Raw genomic sequence first — 16114 nt, 5'->3', positions numbered from 1 at the left:
GCAGCACCGGTGTTGGCGGACGGTGTGGTGCGCGGCAATCCCATCGATAGCCTGCCCAAACTGCAGGTGCCCGGCGAAACGCAAAAGCGGCCGGCACAGGTGCAGATTCAAAAGAGCGATGCGCAAAGGCAGATCGAGCGGCGTATGGCGCAGCGGATTATTCCCCGGCATTTCACGGTGTCGGGAAACACGGTTGTGCCGCTGAGCGACATCATCCCCATTCTGGAACCGCTGGCCGGCAAGGAAACAACAGTGGGGGCGCTGGTTCAGGAGGTAAACAAAATCACGGCCATATACCAGTCGCGTGGTTATGCGCTGTCGTTTGCCTTGCTGCAAAACCAAAGCTTTGCAAATGGTCTGGTTAAAGTCACTGTGGTTGAAGGGCATGTGTCGCGCTTGCGCATAGAGGGCGATGTGGGCAATGCGGGCGACAGGCTGCAATCGCTTGCGGCGCCCATCGTGGCGGAGAAACCATTGACACGCAAGACTTTTGAACGCCAGTTGAATTTGATGCGCCAGGTGCCTGGCGTGAGTTTTACGCCCAAGCTGGACATGCCTCGCCGTGCGGATGGGGCGACGGAATTTGTGATCGACGCGCAGCGCCAGCGGGTCAGTCTGTCTGGCGGTATTGCCGACTTGGGTACGGGCATGCAAGGCATGGTCGGGGTCACGCTAAACAGTCTGACCCCGCTGGGTGAGCAGATCAAACTCACATCGGCGCCGCCGCTGCAAAATGATGATGTGGAGTACTACGCGTATCAGGCCACGGTGCCCGTCGGCAACAAGGGCTTGGCGCTGGAGTCCGACGGCTATTACTACCTGTCCGAACCGCATGATGCGTTGCTTGAGTCCCAGGGATGGGATCGCCGCGTTGAGAACAAGAAAATCGGCATCGGCGTCAGTTATCCATTTATTCTCAATAACGAGCGGATGCTCAAGGGCAAGCTGAGTGTTTATGCCGCGGCCACAAAAGACCAATATCACCGCGATGTGGATAATGCGTGGTTGAAACAGAGCACGGATCTGCGTGTTGCGCGGGCCGAGTTGCGCTACCGTGATGTGGGCCCGGTGCAGAGCCGGGATATTACGCTTGGCGTGAACAAGGGGTTTGACGCCTGGGGTGCTTCCAAGAAAGTGGAAAGCAACTATGCGACTTTCGCTGATCCGAGCTATGAGCTGGACTTTGTGCGCTACACGTTGGACGCACGCCAAACCTTCAGGTTGCCGCATAATTTTGGCATTACCCTGTCGGCGGCTGGTCAGTACAGCTCGGATATCTTGCCTAATTTCGAGCAGATATCGTTTGGCGCCTGGCATTATGGGCTGGGATACGAGCAGGGCGAACTCGCCGGCGACAAGGGTTACGGTATGTCCCTGGAATTGAACAAGCGCATCCCGACGGGTTGGGGCGTACTGTCGGCTATTCAGCCCTATGTCATGTACGACCACGCACGTGCTTGGTATAACGACGATAATCTCAAGTCCTACAATGGCCGCAAGCTTTCGTCTGCTGCGCTGGGTGTACGCCTGACAGACGACAAGCACTATGTGTTCGATTTTAATGTGGCCAAGCCTATGGGCGATCTTCCGCTAAACAGCGACGACCGAAGCTTGCGGTTCAATGCTAATTATTCCCTGCTTTATGATGGTATGTAGGCTTGGGGGTGACGGGGCTGACTTTTTGTTACGTAACGTCCAGCGAAAAGACTCCCCATATGTAACATTCGCAGAAATGAATCTTGTCCAAATTCGGCGGTATCGGGCTGGAAAATGACATGAGCTTTATTTTAATCAATTGATTTATATAGCTAAACATAAAAAATGGCGCTTTGGGCGCCATTTTTATTGCCATGAATCAAAAATTGGCATGCTTGTTGCTTTAGGTGTTTCATAGGGCGTCAGCCGCTACCGAACACTTCAAGACGGGAGAGATTCATGGAGACCAAACGATCGCGCGCAAGAGTGTCGCGTCGGACACTGAAACTTGCGTTGATGGCGAGTCTGTTTAGCAGCACCTTGGTTTTGACGGGCTGCGGATTCACGGCTGGCGGCGAGCTGACGCCACCAAACATTGATAATCCGGGTGACCCTGGCAATCCTGGTGATCCGAATAATCCTGGCGATCCTGGTAATCCCGGTGATCCCAATGATCCAGGCGATCCAGGCGATCCAGGCGATCCAGGCGATCCAGGCGATCCAGGCGATCCAGGCGATCCAGGCGATCCAGGCGATCCAGGCGATCCAGGCGATCCAGGCGATCCAGGCGATCCGGGCGATCCGGGCGATCCGGGCGATCCGGGCGATCCGGGCGATCCAGGCGATCCAGGCGATCCAGGCGATCCGGGCGATCCGGGTGATCCAGGCGATCCGGGTGATCCAGGCGATCCGGGCGATCCGGGCGATCCGGGCGATCCGGGCGATCCGGGCGATCCGGGCGATCCGGGCGATCCGGGCGATCCGGGCGATCCGGGCGATCCGGGCGATCCGGGCGCGAAGGGACTGCTGGAAACCACACTGGGTGGTGCAGGTAATGCAACGGACAATGTCCTGCCGCTGGATGCCGGCGCCACGCTCGGCGACTTGGGCCAGCAGCTGGACAACGTCACGGAACCTGTGGTCGGCACCGTAACAGACCTCACGCAACAGCTAGGTGCGCAGACGGGGCTGGGTGAGCCGGTGGATGGCGTGCTGACAGGCGTGGGTGACGCAGTCGTCAATCTCGGCGCGAGCATTTCCGATTCCGGCCTGCCAGGCAATCTGGGCGTGGGGCTTGGTGGGTTGCTGGATGGCGTGGGTAAGGGCGTTACCAGTCTGGGAGGCGTGCTGAACGGTGAGGGCGGCGCACCGCTTACCGCGGTGGGTGGCAATATCACCAATGGCTTGTACTCGCTCACCGACTCCTTGACGGGACAGGGCGGCCTGCTGCAGCCAGTGGGCGATCTGCTCGGCAGTCTGGGCGGCTTGCCAGGCGGTGAAGAGGGTGGCTTGTTGTCTCCGCTCACTGGCTTGCTGGGTGGTCTTGCCGGTAATGATGGCGAGAACGGCGCTGGTGGATTGCTGTCCCCGGTTACGGGTTTGGTGGGTAGCCTCACGGGCAACGGCGGTGAAGAGGGAGCTGGCGGGCCGCTGTCGCCGATCACGGATATTGTCACCAGTCTTACCGGCGGCACGGAAAACGGTGGGTTGCTGTCTCCGGTAGCTCAGGTCGTAGATGGTCTGACCGGCGGCGCAGAAAGTGGCGGCCTGTTGTCTCCCATTACTGGCTTGGCGGGTGGCTTGACTGGCAATAATGGCGACGGTGCGGCGCAGGGTCTGTTGTCTCCTGTGACCAATCTGGTATCGGGCCTCACGGGTGGCGCGGCGGGTGGCAACAGCAACGTTCTGTCTCCCGTCACCAATCTGGTGGGCGGCCTGACCGGCGGCGCGCAGGATGGCGGCGCTTCGACTGGCGGCTTGCTGAAACCTGTGACTGATTTGGTGGGAGGCTTGACCGGCGGCGTAACCGGCGGTGGCTCTGGTACGGGCGGAGAGGGCGGCAATGCCGCAGGCAATCTGCTTTCCCCTGTGACCAACCTGCTGGGCGGTTTGCTGGGAGGTGGTCGCCGCTAAGTGCGGCCAGCGTGAAATAGCCGCAGCCCGGCATGCGAGCGGGGCTGCGGCATGGATTCAGAGGGTTTTTCCACGCGTCGCGTTTTGGCGTGCCCCACATGGCATGCATTCTCGCCACTACCGGCAACAGGGGCGCTGGGGCGATCGCGGTACGCAATGGGAATGGCGGCGAACGATGTTCGGCCGCCATTTTTTTGCCTGCTCGATTTTTGTTACGTAACGAAAAGAGCGAAATCGCCCCATTTGTAACAATCGCAGATTTGGAAATAGTCTGAATATAGCTGCAAGCAGGACATATTCAACGCGAAGTTTATATAACAGCTTGAAAAATAAAACTATTTGAAGAAAGCTGACTATTTGGCAGGGCATGCTCGCGGAGGAATCGAATTCTGGCATGACTATTGCTTTAAGTTAACCAACCGACACATTTCCAAGTCGCGGCAGACATTCTGAAGCATGAGCCAAGGAGAACAGAACATGAGTATGCACACAACCCAACGTTCCGGCATATCGTCCGGCTTCAAGCTGACACTGCTGGCTGCCATGTTGGCCAGTACGCTGGCGCTAACTGGCTGCGGCGCTGGCGCCGGCGCTGAGTTCACGCCACCCATCGACAATCCGGGCGGCCCAGACAATCCTGGTGGCCCAGACAATCCCGGCGGCCCCGATAATCCGGGCGGTCCAGACAATCCTGGTGGCCCGGATAATCCTGGCGATAGCGCCAAGGGCCCGCTGGAAACCACGCTAAGCAATACAGGCCAGGCGGTGGACAACCTTGTTGACTTGAATACAGACAAGGCGCTGGGTGATCTTGGCAAGCAGTTGGATACAGTGGTGGCACCGATAGCCGGCACCGTGACGGACGCGACGCAACAAGTGGGCGCGGCTACTGGCATTGGCGAGACGGCTGACGGCCTCTTGCAGCAAGTCGGGGGCACGGTGTCCAGCCTTGGTGATTCTCTTGCCGGCACCGGACTGCCCAATGGTTTGAGCGCTGGTGTTGGTGGCGCAATCAGCGGCGTGGGCGACACCGTGGCCAGCGTGGGTGGTCTGCTGAACCCGACAGCAGACGGTAGCGACCCGCTTACTAATATCCTGGGTAATGCGACGGGCGCTGTCGGTGCGCTGACGGGATCGCTTGGCGGAGATGGCGGGCTGCTTCAGCCTGTTACAGACATTCTTGCCGGCGCAGGTGTGGGTGGCGGTGATGGCAGCGCTACGCCGGTGCTGCAGCCGGCGCTCGCCAACACGGGCGAGGCGGTCGACAACGTTGTGCCGTTGGGCTTGTCGGACACGCTAGGTGGTGTGGGCCAAACGCTTGACGGCGTGGTTGCACCGCTGGCGACATCGGTGACCGGCACTACACAGAATCTTGGCGACAGCCTTGGCGTGGGCGAACCCGTCAATGGCTTGTTGACCAGTATTGGCGGCTCTCTGCAGGGGGTGGGTGACGGCATGCCGCTCGGACTGGGTGGTTTGGTAAATGGCCTTGGCGCAGCGGTATCCAGCGCGGGCGGCATTGTGCACGGTGATGCGGCCAATCCGCTCGGCGATACGCTGGACAGTGCCACCGGCGGGGTAGCTTCGCTCACTGCCGGTCTTAGCCTGGGTGGTATTGGAGGCGGCGATGGCGCCGGGGGGTTGCTCGCTCCCGTTACCAATCTGCTTGGCGGGCTGGGCGGGGCGAGCGATGGCGGAGCCGCGGGCGGCTTGCTGGCGCCGGTCACGGGCCTGCTGGGTGGCGTCACAGGCGGTGCAACCGGCGGTGGTGCCGGAGGTCTGCTGGCACCGGTTACCAATCTGCTTGGCGGTGTGACAGGTGGCGACAGCGCGGGAGGTGGTCTGCTGGCGCCGGTCACGGGTCTGCTCAGTGGGCTGACAGGAGGCGGCACGCAAGGATCTGAAGGAGGGACAGGCGGCCTTCTGGGCGGCTTGCTTGGCGGGAACCGCTAATCAGCATCGAGGTGGGCTATGTCTCTATCGATTGTGAGTGAAGCACCCCGGCGGGTCAGCCCGGCTCAGCTGCGCGACCTGACCGAGGATACGGACCCCGTGGTGGATGAACTGGCCATGTTGATCAGCCGGCGCCTCTCCGTCTATGCCGAGGCCAGGCTTTCATGCCTGGCCGAAGATGCGGGGCTGTCGTCTCTGGATCTTCGTGCCCTGGCTTTTGTGATCGAGTTTGGATCGCTGTCCACCGGTCATCTGGGGCAATTGATGGGTTTGAGCCATGGTGGTGTCACGGCGCTTATCAATCGCCTGGAAACGGCAGGCTATATACAGCGCGATCGCAACCAGCATGATCGCAGAGTGGTAACGCTGAGACCCGTGGCTGAACGGTGCGAACCGCTAATGCATCCGGAGCAGTACGTGGTGGATCGCATTGCGGAGATTGCACAGCGTTCCGGCAATTCGGATCTTGCGGGCACGTTCGATTTTCTCATGCGCTGCATGAAGCTGTTGCGGCGTGACACGCTGCAATGGCTGGCTACGCGGGAGTTGGCCAAATAGACAGTGGAGAAAAGCAGTGATTGGAGATGGCGGCAGGCCTTGGGGCCAGCCGCCATTTTCTGTTCATGGGCCAGTACATTTTTGTTACGTAACGTTCCTGATGCAATCATCGAGAAACCAACCCATTTGTAACATTCGCAAATGTGGCGATATTGTTGCTTGAGTGAAAATACGAAGAATGCCATTTTTCCTTATATATAACTATTTGATTAAAAAGAATAATTATTGAAATCTGACTTTTATCTCCTGTATATCCGCTTGCTAGAAAAAGTTGGCACGAGCATTGCGTATTCACTGTCAATCCGCGACGCAATCCGTTACGGCCTCATCAAATTACAGGAGATATGCAATGTCGATCGAGCAAACCCCCAGCCAAGCACCATCCAGAAAGATGTTCCGGCTTACCCTTTTGGCCGGCATGTTGGCGGCCACCTTGACGATTACCGGTTGCGGCGCGGGTGCAGACGGCCTGCTTACGCCTCCCGTCAATCCGAACAACCCAAATAATCCCAACAATCCCAACGATCCCAACAATCCGAATAATCCGAACGACCCCAATAACCCCAATAACCCCAACGATCCCAATAACCCTAACGATCCGAACAACCCCAACGATCCCAATAATCCGAACGACCCCAACAATCCCAATGACCCGAACAACCCCGCTGCAAAGGGGCTTCTGGAAACCACGCTAGGCGGCACCGGCAAGGCGGCTGACAATCTGCTTGGTCTCGGCGTCAGTGACACGCTCGCCAACTTGGGCAGCCAGCTCGATCAGGTCACTGATGGTGTCGTAGACACTGCCACAGGTCTGACACAGCAGGTTGGCGCTCAAACAGGTGTGGGCGAGCCCGTGGATAATCTGCTGGACAGCGTTGGCGGCACTGTCAATGGGCTTGCCGACTCCATCGCCGGTACCGGCTTGCCGGGCGGCCTTGGCGAGGGCGTGGGCGGGCTGTTGAATGGCGTTGGCGATTCGCTGGCCAGCCTCGGTGGTGTGGTGAATGGCGAAGGCGGCGAGCCCTTGACAGCGGTTGGCAAGAATCTGACTGATGGCCTGGGCGTTCTCACCGCATCATTGGCGGGCCCCGGCGGCCTGCTGGAACCGGTCGGTGGCCTCTTGGGCGGCGTTGGTGGGGAAGGCGGCCTGCTTGCGCCTGTAACCGGATTGCTGAATGGCGTTACGGGTAAGGAAGGCGGTCTGCTGGCACCCGTCACCGGACTTCTGGGCCCGGTGACGGGTGGCGCCACAGGTGGTGAGGGTGGCTTGCTTGCGCCAGTGACGGGGCTGCTCGGCTCGGTGACAGGCGGTGGCGCCGCAGGTGGTGACGGCGGGCTGCTTGCGCCAGTGACAGGGCTGCTAGGCTCGGTGACAGGTGGCGCAGCGGGTGGCGAAGGCGGTCTGCTGGCACCTGTGACGGGGCTGCTCGGTACAGTGACAGGCGGTGGCGCCGCAGGCGGCGAAGGCGGTCTGCTTGCGCCTGTAACAGGACTGCTGGGCTCGGTGGCGGGCGGCGCTACGGGTGGCGATGGTGGTCTCCTTGCGCCCGTGACAGGCCTTTTGGGTTCGGCAACAGGCGGTGCTTCAGGAAACGGTGCAGGCGGTTTGCTGGCCCCTGTGACCGGGGTGCTCGGTGCCGTAACGGGTGGTGCGGCCGGTGGCGCTGGCGATGCGGGAGGATCGGGTGGAGCCGGTGGCAATGCCGGAGCCGGCCTGCTGGCACCCGTAACTGGCCTGGTCAATGGCCTGCTTGGTGGCGGTTTGCTTGGCGGTGGACGCCGTTGACACGCGTGTGATTTAAAACGGAAGGGACGGGGCTTAGGCCTCGCCCCTTGTGTTTTTACGTGACATGCTCTGCATTGCCGGGCGTTCATGTGAACGTTGGGCCGTCAGGTGAGCAGCAGCACCGCCAAGCCGGCACCGGCCAGAAAAGGGCCGAAAGGATAGGCGCCCGCCGGCCGGAGGCTGCGCTGCTGGGCCATGCCGAATACGACGCCTGCAAAGCTGGCGATAAGCAAGACGGTGGGCAGGTCTTGTATGCCGCACCAGGCGCCCAGTGCGGCGGCGAGCTTGAAGTCTCCGCGGCCCATGCCCTCGATGCCCCGAACCAGGTAAAACACCCGGGCGATGAGCCAAAGCACGCCAAAACCGAAAGCCGCGCCAGCCGCTGCGCTTGGCAGACTGGGGCCGTCCGGAAGCCACCAGGCTATCAGCAGGCCAAGCACAAGCAACGGCAAGTCCAGGGCGTCCGGCAGCAACCCCGTGCGCCAATCTATGAGTGCCAGGCACAGCAGCAGAAAAGACGCGGCCGAAAGGGCAACAAAGTAGGCCGAGACACCGTGGCGCATGCAGAACCAGACCGTACTGGCTGCCAGGAGCAGCAAGGCAATGCCGGTGTCGGTTCTGAGCCAGGCGGGGCGGGAAAAACCGGAGGCAAAGACGGGCGATGCATTTTGCCCAGCCTGTGCGTGTACGCTGAACGCAGCCATGCCCTGGGCATCGGGGGCCATGGCGTCGGGAACCCTCGGCGAGCCGACGCTCGCCGGTTTGCACAGAGCAAGCGCGCGCAGCAAGCATGCCATGTCTGGTTCGGCGCCTGCTTCCAGCCACTCTCCGTAGCGGCGAGCCAGCGCGGATGCCCAAATGCCCAGCAGTCCGCCGACGATCAGCGCCAGCAGAACGGCAAGGGGGTGGACATTGTCCATGAGAGGAGGGATTGCGACCGGCATCATGCTCAGGCTGGCGTCAGGCGTCGGGAGCGCGCCATTCTCCGCTCTTGCCTCCGGATTTGTAGAGCAGACGCACCTGCTCCAGCACAATGCCCTTGTCAGCCGCCTTGCACATGTCATAAATCGTGAGGGCGGCGATGCTGCAGGCGGTCATGGCTTCCATCTCGACGCCGGTCTTGTAGTCGCTGCGGCACGTGGCGCGCACGGTAATGCTGCAGGCAGCTTCGTCCGTGATGAAATCGATGCCGGCGAAACTGAGAGGCAGGCTGTGGCACAGCGGGATGAGTTCCGCGCATCGCTTGGCCGCCATGATGCCCGCAATGCGAGCCGTACCCAATACCTCGCCCTTGGCATTGTTTGCCGCGGACAGCAGCCGGAAGGCCGCAGCACTCATGCGTACGCCCCCTTGCGCAATGGCCGTGCGCTGCGTGTTGGCTTTGTCGCCAACGTCGACCATGCGCGCTTTGCCTGTTTCATCGATGTGGCTGAGCGCCGGGGAAGGAGATGTATTGCTCATTTCTGGATTAAAGAGGGAAAGTCTGGACAACGGCTCCATGATAATCTCAATGGAGGGTCCACAAAGGGCCGGCGGCGCGAACACGTCACGCCACGGGCGGTTCGCGCCATTCATCGCGGCAACGTCGTATGATTATGGTTGAATTTCAAGAAACCGCCATTGGGCGGTACCCTTACTTAAACCGGAGCACACCATGACACTGAAAGTCGGCGACCGCATTCCTGGCGGCACCTTGAGTGAATATATAGAGACTGCGACTGATGCCTGCGCGGTAGGCCCCAATAATTTCAATGTCGAAGATGAGCTCAAAGGCAAGACGGTAGCGCTTTTTGCCGTTCCAGGCGCATTTACGCCCACATGCTCGAACAAGCATCTGCCCGGTTACGTCGAACTGGCCAATCAACTCAAGGGCAAGGGCGTCGATGAAATCTGGTGCGTCTCAGTCAATGATGCTTTCGTCATGGGCGCCTGGGGGCGCGATCAGGGTGTCAATGGCAGCGTGCGCATGATGGCGGATGGCAGCGCAGACTGGACACGCGCGCTGGGTCTGGAGCTCGATCTGAGGGGACGAGGCATGGGCGTTCGTTCGCAGCGCTACTCCGCCCTTATCCAGGATGGCGTGGTCAAGCAGCTGAATGTGGAGCAGAGCGGCAAGTTCGAAGTCAGCGACGCCCAGACAATGCTGAATCAGTTGGGTTGAAGCATCAGCCATAAGCAGTACATTCGCGGTACCGGCGTAGCGCCAGGGTTCGACAGCGTGTCAGTGTTTCGTCAATGGTAAAAACAATCGCCGCATTCTTTTCCCTGTATCTGGCAACGCTGCTGCTGTTGATCAGCTCTGGCCTGTTCAACACATACATGGGCCTGCGGCTTACCGCGGAATTTGTTTCCGAACTGTGGGTTGGCGGCCTCATCGCCGCCTATTACACCGGCCTGGTTTTTGGTGCGCGCATAGGTCACCGCATCATTATCCGCGTCGGCCATATCCGCGCCTATGCGGTGACGGCAGCGGTGGCAACCGTCACCATTCTGGTTCTTGCCCTGGTGGACAACCTTTGGGTGTGGCTGGGATTCCGATTCCTGGCCGGCATCGCCATGGTTACCCAGTTCATGGTGCTGGAGAGCTGGCTGAACGAGCAGACCGAGAATCGCCTGAGGGGCCGTGTGTTTGCCTTCTACATGGTGTGCTCAAGCTGCGGCACGGTGTTGGGCCAGTTGGCATTGACACTGTTTCCAAGATTGAACTACGAGCCGCTTATTTTTGCGGCCATGTGTTCTGTGCTGTGCCTGATTCCCATCGCGATGACCAGCCGCCTGCACCCAACGTTGCAGATGCCGGCGCCCATACACGCGCGGTATTACCGCTCGCGTGTACCTATATCGCTGCTTGTGGTATTCATGGCGGGCGCGCTCACCGGCGCATTTTATGGCCTGGCGCCAGTCTATGCGCTCAAGCAGGGCTTGAATAACAGCCAGGTTGCTGTGTTCCTCGCCGCGGCGGTGGCTGCGGGCTTGATTGCACAATGGCCGCTGGGCTGGCTCGCTGACCGCGTCAACAGAGTGGGCATGATACGCATCAATGCACTGGCTCTTATGCTGGTGGTCGTGCCCTTATGGGGATGGTGGATATTCCCCTATTGGGCGCTGGTGGTGTTTTCCTGTGTGCAGGGTGCGCTGCTGTTTACGCTCTATCCCTTGGGTGCCGCTTTTGCCAATGATAATGTCGACCCCGACCGCCGCGTGGGCCTTAGCGCCATTTTGTATATGGTCTATGGCGTAGGTGCGAGCCTGGGGCCATTGGCCGCGGGCCTGCTCATGCGCGGCGTCAGCGAAGGTATGTACTTTGTTTTCCTGTCGCTGTGCGCGCTTGTATTGGTGGCATTTGTTCGCCCTCAGAAAGTGACGGGAGCCAACCTCAGCGACGACGCGCCGACGCAGTTCGTGCCCATGTCCGACAGCCTGCAGAGCTCAAATGTGGTGGCCACGCTTGATCCGCGTGTGGATGTGGAGAGTGATGTGTCGTTCGAGACGCCTGCGGAGGAACTGGAGGGCCAGGACGACAAAGAAGGCGCCGCAGACCCAGGAGACGGCACGCCGGGTGCTGGCACGCCACGGCAGGAAGGCGCAGCAACGGACGGTATTTCCGCGACGGATGATGTGACGCCCGCCGCCGAGCATGCTGCCGCTGTCGGCAGCGGCGCGCAGGCGCATGCTGTGCCTGCGCCGTTATCGGGCGTTAATGAAGCGGGCGAGCACGATCCAGCAGCTTCGCCGACCGCACATGGAGAAATTGTGGCGGAGTTGCCGCCGTCGGTGGCCAAGCCGGCTGATGATGGCCAGGATGCCGTCAAGCACGAATGACGCGCCGGCTCACCTGTATGGACAGCTGCGTGCAAGCAGAAGAGGGTTGCGCGTAGCGGTTAGCGGGGCACGAGCATGACGATGGCACCGATTGCCAGAACAATGCCGGCCACGTTGAACCATGTCAGTTTTTCCCGGAAAAAACCCGCACCGACCAGCGTACCCAGGGAAATGACACCGATGTTCATGGCCGTAAAGACCAGCGTCGGGTTGTCGGGATATACCTGATGGGCGCGTATGTAGAAGTAGATGTTGCCGAAGTTCAGCAGGCCCAGCAAAACGCCGGCCAGGAGATTGCGCCGCGTCCATGTCGTTTTGCGGGCGATCAGGTAGGCGAACATCAGCACGCCTGACAGTGCAAAGCTGACAAGCAGACTGCTGGAAAACGCCGCGCCCGCCTTGGCCAGTTGCTTGAACAGAATATCTATCGTGCCGTAGCCTGCCCAGACGGCGAGCAGCAGCCCGACGGTAGCCAGTCCTTGCCGCCCCTGGGCGCTGTCCCGCGGCCGCCATAGCAGGCATCCCAATGCCAGCAGCGCGGTAGCAATGCCAGTCAATTTCAGGCTAGAAACGCTTTCCGAAAAAATAAGAAACGAAGCCAGCAAGGGCAAAAAAAGTGACAGGCGTTGCGCCGCGTCGCTCAGCACGATGCCGGCATGGCGTACCGCGCCGGCCATGGCGAGAAAGATGGTGGGAAGCAGAACGCCTAGCAGCACCAATATCCACCACGGTGTGGCCGGGGCCAGCAGCGAAGCCGGGTCGGGACGCAGCACCGCAAGGGTTAGCAGGCTTGCCAGCACATAGTTGACGGCAATGGCCTGATCGACGGCGATGCTGCGGCGCCGTACAACCTTCAGCAGAATGGATACGGCAACGCTGCAGGCGATGCTGGCAAGCAGAATGATCATGGGTATCAGGCAAGCGCCAGCGATTCATCGCTGGCGGGCAGCGGCGCAGCTTCCGTAAATGCATCGGTGCCCACGGGGTGCAGTCCGAGACGCTCGAAGAGTCTGCGGTCGCGCTCGACCTGAGGGTTAGCGGTGGTGAGTAATTGATCGCCGTAGAAAATTGAACTGGCGCCGGCCATGAAGCACAGCGCCTGCAGCGCATCGTTCATCTGCTCGCGTCCCGCGGACAGCCTCACAATAGCGCGCGGCATCGTAATGCGCGCTACGGCAATTGTGCGTACGAACTCGAATGGATCAATGTCTTCCTCGCCCGCCAGCGGTGTTCCCGGCACTTTGACCAGGTTATTGATGGGCACGGATTCCGGATAAGGCGACATATTGGCCAACTGCACGACCAGGCCCGCACGATCACGGCGGGATTCTCCCATGCCGACTATGCCGCCGCAGCACACATGAATGCCGGCGTCGCGTACGCGCTGCAGTGTATCGAGGCGGTCTTGGTAGCAGCGAGTGGTAATGATGCTGCCATAGAACTCTGGCGATGTATCGAGATTGTGGTTGTAGTAATCGAGGCCGGCACCGCGTAATTGCTCGGCTTGGCCTGGCTTGAGCATACCCAGCGTGACACAGGTTTCCAATCCCATGGCTTTTACGGCAGATACCAGCTCCGCTACGGCGTCGACCTGGCGGGCGGTGGGCGAGCGCCAGGCGGCGCCCATGCAGAAGCGCTGCGCACCGTTGTCCTTGGCCTTGCGGGCTGCAGCGAGCACGTCATCCACAGGTAGCAATGCTTCTTTCTCGACGCCGGTGTCGTAACGCGACGATTGAGGGCAGTAGGCGCAATCCTCGGGGCATGCGCCCGTCTTGATAGAAAGCAGGCTGGAAAGTTGTACCGCGTTGGCCTCGTGATTTTCGCGATGAACGGTCTGGGCTTGGAGCAGCAGGTCCATGAGCGGAAGCTCGTAAAGCGCGATGACGTCCTTGATCTTCCAGGGGCTCGCAACAGGAGTATTCATGGGATTACGCCTCTCAGTAAAACGAGTCGTATATTAGGCAACCATGCAGTGGGCTTCAAGCGGAAAGTGTTTTTAAATTACACCTAAATAACATTAAAATTAATCATAAATCGCTAATCCGCATAGAATCTCCCAAAATTGTATTGAATTTGAGCCAACGGGCAACAGGTGGGCTTTTTGTATCTCCATGTTTCTTGGCGCTCTTGGTCCTTCCCGTTTGATGTACTACAGCCATATCAACGCGGGCGGGCTTTCCATGCTGGCATATACGTAGGCAAGCTGGTCGTGCAGGCTGGCCAGGGCTCGTGTCTGCGCATGGCTGGCGTCCAGCAGCACGCATGTGGGCTCGGTCGGTCCCACGCCGTTCGGATCAAGATTCCTGCCATTCAGCATTCGCAGATTGAGTGACCGGATCCGTTCCTGCAGCCTCGCTTGCGCCCGCTCGTTTTGACTATCAGAAGTACGCTTTCCACCGGGATTCCACGCGGTCAGAATGGCAATGGACGTCGCGTTGCATTGCAATAAAAGTCTATCCAGGTTGCCGTGCAGGCCTATGCGCAGCACCACAGTCTCGCCATCGGGGGCGGTAATCTCGTAATGGGCCGATTCGAAAGCCTGTGCGGTAGCCGGGTCGGGGTGGTTCATATGTGTCGGGTTGGAAAACACAGCCTTAATTGCAGGTATCATGCCCATTCGTCGATCAAAGCATCGCTTTCGTCGAAAATGTATTCCGAGAAGAGACGGGACAACCTACTGTAGCGTATGCCAATCCTGAGGTAGGCCGATCAAGAACCCATGAACATTGAATACCTGGAGAGTTTCACTAAAGTTGTGGCGTGCAAGTCTTTGGCGGAGGCGGCTCGCCGCCTTCACATTACGGCCGGCGCGGTAGCAGCTCGCATACGCATACTCGAAAGCGAGCTGGGCATGCCACTGGTGCAGCGTTCTGGACACAGCGTAACGCCCACGGAAGCAGGGATGCGTATTTACCAGCGCGCACAGGACCTGATACGCGATGCGCGCGACCTGCAGGCTGTGGCCAGCACGGGGTCTCTCGAAGGGGAGCTACAGCTCGGCGTGTTTCCGTCGGCTTTGACCACACACCTTCCTGCGCTGCTTGATGCGTTTTGCACACAGCATTATCCGGACCTGTCCATAAAAGTGGAGTTCGATGTGTCCATGGAACTCTGCCGGAAAGTCCATGAGGGCCAACTGGATCTGGCCATTGCCATAGAGCCTCCCTATACCATCAACAAGAACTGTGGCTGGCACACGCTGCAGGAAGAAACGCTGATCGTGATCGCGCCAACCAGCCATGCAAAGCGAGAGCCGCATGATCTGCTTGCCCGGGCGCCTTTCATCCGTTACGACAGACGCGCATACAGCGGAAAGCTGGTGGATCGCTACCTGAAGGATAACCATATACTTCCGCGGCAACGCATTGAAATCGACAGCCTGCTCACCATCGTGGCCTTGGTGGAGCGGGGGGTGGGGGTGTCGCTTGTGCCGGATTCTTTTTCGATCTGGTACCAGACCCACGCCATTGCCAAGCTCGCCCTGCCTCATAGAACGCCAGTGCGCCGGATTGGCATTGTCTGGAATCGGCAGGGACCGCGCGTGGCACTGGCCGAGGCGCTCATCGACCATGCGGACACGGTATTCAAACCCGCGGCATCAAATTTTTTGACCCCGTAACGCAGAAATATTGCGGTTCAATCTGCCTGCGCAATCCTAGAATTCATAGCTGTCGGCGTTCTTACGCAGCATGATGATGGCAGGAAAGGCATGATTGGATTTCGTATTTATGAACTGCAAGAGCGCGTGTCGTCCGCTTGGGTGGAAAAGTTTCGCGATATACCGGTAGCCAACATCAGCGATGTCATGTCGCGCATGAGCGCGGGCGGTGCCGCATTGCGTCCCATGCATGCAGGTGGCGCGCTGAGCGGTCCCGCCTTTACGGTACGCACCAGGCCTGGCGACAACCTGATGGTGCACAAGGCGTTGGACATGGCCCAAGCGGGGGATGTCATTGTCGTGGATGCGGGCGGCGATCTGTCTAACGCGATCATTGGCGAACTCATGGTCAACACAGCCATGCGGCGAGGCCTGGCAGGAATAATCATTCATGGCGCGATCCGAGACATCGGAACAATATCGCGTGGCCGCTTTCCTGTATATGCGGGAGGTATCACGCATCGCGGGCCATACAAAGATGGGCCAGGGGAAATCAATGTCGCTGTGAGCTTGGGCGGCATGGTGGTGACACCGGGCGACCTGATTGTCGGTGATGAGGATGGATTGCTGTGCGTTCCGCGCAAGGAAGCCGAAGCCATTCACCGCGCCGCAAGCGAAAAGCAGACGCTTGAGGCGCGCATCATGCAGGACATCATGAATGATCGCCTGGATGTTCGCTGGATAGACGAAAGCCTGCCGCAGCGCGGTTGCGATTTTGCGCGCTAGAG

The 16114-nt window shown here is 59.6% G+C and carries 14 protein-coding genes; 9 read left to right on the top strand and 5 right to left on the bottom strand.

The window, feature by feature from the left end:
* Positions 1-144: 144 nt before the first annotated feature.
* The 5 genes from ERD78_RS18050 to ERD78_RS18025 all read left to right on the top strand — a co-directional run bounded on the left by ERD78_RS18050 (position 145) and on the right by ERD78_RS18025 (position 7906).
* A complete protein-coding gene (locus tag ERD78_RS18050; RefSeq protein WP_245152530.1) occupies positions 145-1656 on the top strand; it encodes a ShlB/FhaC/HecB family hemolysin secretion/activation protein in 1512 nt (503 codons plus the stop codon).
* Positions 1657-1935: 279 nt separating this feature from the next.
* Positions 1936-3609, top strand: a complete 1674-nt coding sequence (locus tag ERD78_RS20060) for a collagen-like triple helix repeat-containing protein (protein WP_129971187.1) — start codon at positions 1936-1938, stop codon at positions 3607-3609.
* A gap of 477 nt (positions 3610-4086) precedes the next feature.
* Positions 4087-5562 (top strand): collagen-like triple helix repeat-containing protein, encoded by a 1476-nt coding sequence (locus ERD78_RS18040; protein WP_306669793.1) that lies wholly within the window; start codon positions 4087-4089, stop codon positions 5560-5562.
* 18 nt (positions 5563-5580) lie between these two features.
* Complete coding sequence (locus ERD78_RS18035) at positions 5581-6120, top strand: MarR family winged helix-turn-helix transcriptional regulator (RefSeq protein ID WP_129971181.1); 540 nt, start codon at positions 5581-5583, stop codon at positions 6118-6120.
* A gap of 349 nt (positions 6121-6469) precedes the next feature.
* Complete coding sequence (locus tag ERD78_RS18025; RefSeq protein WP_167668985.1) at positions 6470-7906, top strand: collagen-like triple helix repeat-containing protein; 1437 nt, start codon at positions 6470-6472, stop codon at positions 7904-7906.
* A gap of 104 nt (positions 7907-8010) precedes the next feature.
* On the opposite strand, the gene ERD78_RS18020 is transcribed toward ERD78_RS18025, so the two are convergent.
* Together ERD78_RS18020 and moaC are read right to left on the bottom strand one after the other, a co-directional pair.
* Positions 8011-8826 (bottom strand): prepilin peptidase, encoded by an 816-nt coding sequence (locus ERD78_RS18020; protein WP_167668984.1) that lies wholly within the window; start codon positions 8824-8826, stop codon positions 8011-8013.
* Positions 8827-8866: 40 nt separating this feature from the next.
* Positions 8867-9367: a cyclic pyranopterin monophosphate synthase MoaC gene (moaC, locus tag ERD78_RS18015; protein ID WP_129971173.1), complete on the bottom strand. Its 501-nt coding sequence runs from the start codon at positions 9365-9367 to the stop codon at positions 8867-8869.
* 193 nt (positions 9368-9560) lie between these two features.
* Between moaC and ERD78_RS18010 the strand changes: the two genes are divergently transcribed.
* Together ERD78_RS18010 and ERD78_RS18005 are read left to right on the top strand one after the other, a co-directional pair.
* Positions 9561-10067, top strand: a complete 507-nt coding sequence (locus tag ERD78_RS18010; RefSeq protein WP_129971171.1) for a peroxiredoxin — start codon at positions 9561-9563, stop codon at positions 10065-10067.
* Between the two features lie 74 nt (positions 10068-10141).
* On the top strand, positions 10142-11728 hold the full coding sequence (locus tag ERD78_RS18005; protein WP_129971169.1) for an MFS transporter: 1587 nt from the start codon (positions 10142-10144) through the stop codon (positions 11726-11728).
* A gap of 59 nt (positions 11729-11787) precedes the next feature.
* Here ERD78_RS18005 and ERD78_RS18000 read toward each other — a convergent pair whose 3' ends face one another.
* From ERD78_RS18000 to ERD78_RS17990, 3 genes are all read right to left on the bottom strand, one after another.
* Complete coding sequence (locus ERD78_RS18000) at positions 11788-12636, bottom strand: EamA/RhaT family transporter (protein ID WP_129971167.1); 849 nt, start codon at positions 12634-12636, stop codon at positions 11788-11790.
* 5 nt (positions 12637-12641) lie between these two features.
* On the bottom strand, positions 12642-13652 hold the full coding sequence (bioB, locus tag ERD78_RS17995; protein ID WP_129971165.1) for a biotin synthase BioB: 1011 nt from the start codon (positions 13650-13652) through the stop codon (positions 12642-12644).
* A 225-nt stretch (positions 13653-13877) separates the two neighbouring features.
* A complete protein-coding gene (locus ERD78_RS17990; RefSeq protein ID WP_167668983.1) occupies positions 13878-14339 on the bottom strand; it encodes a DUF3293 domain-containing protein in 462 nt (153 codons plus the stop codon).
* Between the two features lie 108 nt (positions 14340-14447).
* Between ERD78_RS17990 and ERD78_RS17985 the strand changes: the two genes are divergently transcribed.
* Together ERD78_RS17985 and ERD78_RS17980 are read left to right on the top strand one after the other, a co-directional pair.
* Positions 14448-15347, top strand: coding sequence for a LysR family transcriptional regulator (locus ERD78_RS17985; protein WP_129971161.1), 900 nt, complete (start codon positions 14448-14450; stop codon positions 15345-15347).
* Between the two features lie 90 nt (positions 15348-15437).
* Positions 15438-16112: an RraA family protein gene (locus ERD78_RS17980; protein WP_129971159.1), complete on the top strand. Its 675-nt coding sequence runs from the start codon at positions 15438-15440 to the stop codon at positions 16110-16112.
* The last annotated feature ends 2 nt before the right edge of the window (positions 16113-16114 follow it).

The sequence above is a fragment of the Allopusillimonas soli genome, assembly GCF_004153445.1.
Classification (GTDB): domain Bacteria; phylum Pseudomonadota; class Gammaproteobacteria; order Burkholderiales; family Burkholderiaceae_B; genus Allopusillimonas; species Allopusillimonas soli.
Note: the sequence above shows the minus strand (reverse complement) of the source record. Positions and strands in the feature narration are given on the sequence as shown.

Coding starts and splice junctions, on each gene's coding strand:
- ERD78_RS18035 (WP_129971181.1), top strand. CDS start 5,581: ATGTCTCTATCGATTGTGAGTGAAGCACCCCGGCGGGTCAGCCCGGCT.
- ERD78_RS18005 (WP_129971169.1), top strand. CDS start 10,142: ATGGTAAAAACAATCGCCGCATTCTTTTCCCTGTATCTGGCAACGCTG.
- ERD78_RS18040 (WP_306669793.1), top strand. CDS start 4,087: ATGAGTATGCACACAACCCAACGTTCCGGCATATCGTCCGGCTTCAAG.
- ERD78_RS18050 (WP_245152530.1), top strand. CDS start 145: ATGGCGCAGCGGATTATTCCCCGGCATTTCACGGTGTCGGGAAACACG.
- ERD78_RS17980 (WP_129971159.1), top strand. CDS start 15,438: ATGATTGGATTTCGTATTTATGAACTGCAAGAGCGCGTGTCGTCCGCT.
- ERD78_RS20060 (WP_129971187.1), top strand. CDS start 1,936: ATGGAGACCAAACGATCGCGCGCAAGAGTGTCGCGTCGGACACTGAAA.
- ERD78_RS18025 (WP_167668985.1), top strand. CDS start 6,470: ATGTCGATCGAGCAAACCCCCAGCCAAGCACCATCCAGAAAGATGTTC.
- moaC (WP_129971173.1), bottom strand. CDS start 9,367: ATGAGCAATACATCTCCTTCCCCGGCGCTCAGCCACATCGATGAAACA.
- ERD78_RS18000 (WP_129971167.1), bottom strand. CDS start 12,636: ATGATCATTCTGCTTGCCAGCATCGCCTGCAGCGTTGCCGTATCCATT.
- ERD78_RS18010 (WP_129971171.1), top strand. CDS start 9,561: ATGACACTGAAAGTCGGCGACCGCATTCCTGGCGGCACCTTGAGTGAA.
- ERD78_RS18020 (WP_167668984.1), bottom strand. CDS start 8,826: ATGGACAATGTCCACCCCCTTGCCGTTCTGCTGGCGCTGATCGTCGGC.
- ERD78_RS17990 (WP_167668983.1), bottom strand. CDS start 14,339: ATGATACCTGCAATTAAGGCTGTGTTTTCCAACCCGACACATATGAAC.
- bioB (WP_129971165.1), bottom strand. CDS start 13,652: ATGAATACTCCTGTTGCGAGCCCCTGGAAGATCAAGGACGTCATCGCG.
- ERD78_RS17985 (WP_129971161.1), top strand. CDS start 14,448: ATGAACATTGAATACCTGGAGAGTTTCACTAAAGTTGTGGCGTGCAAG.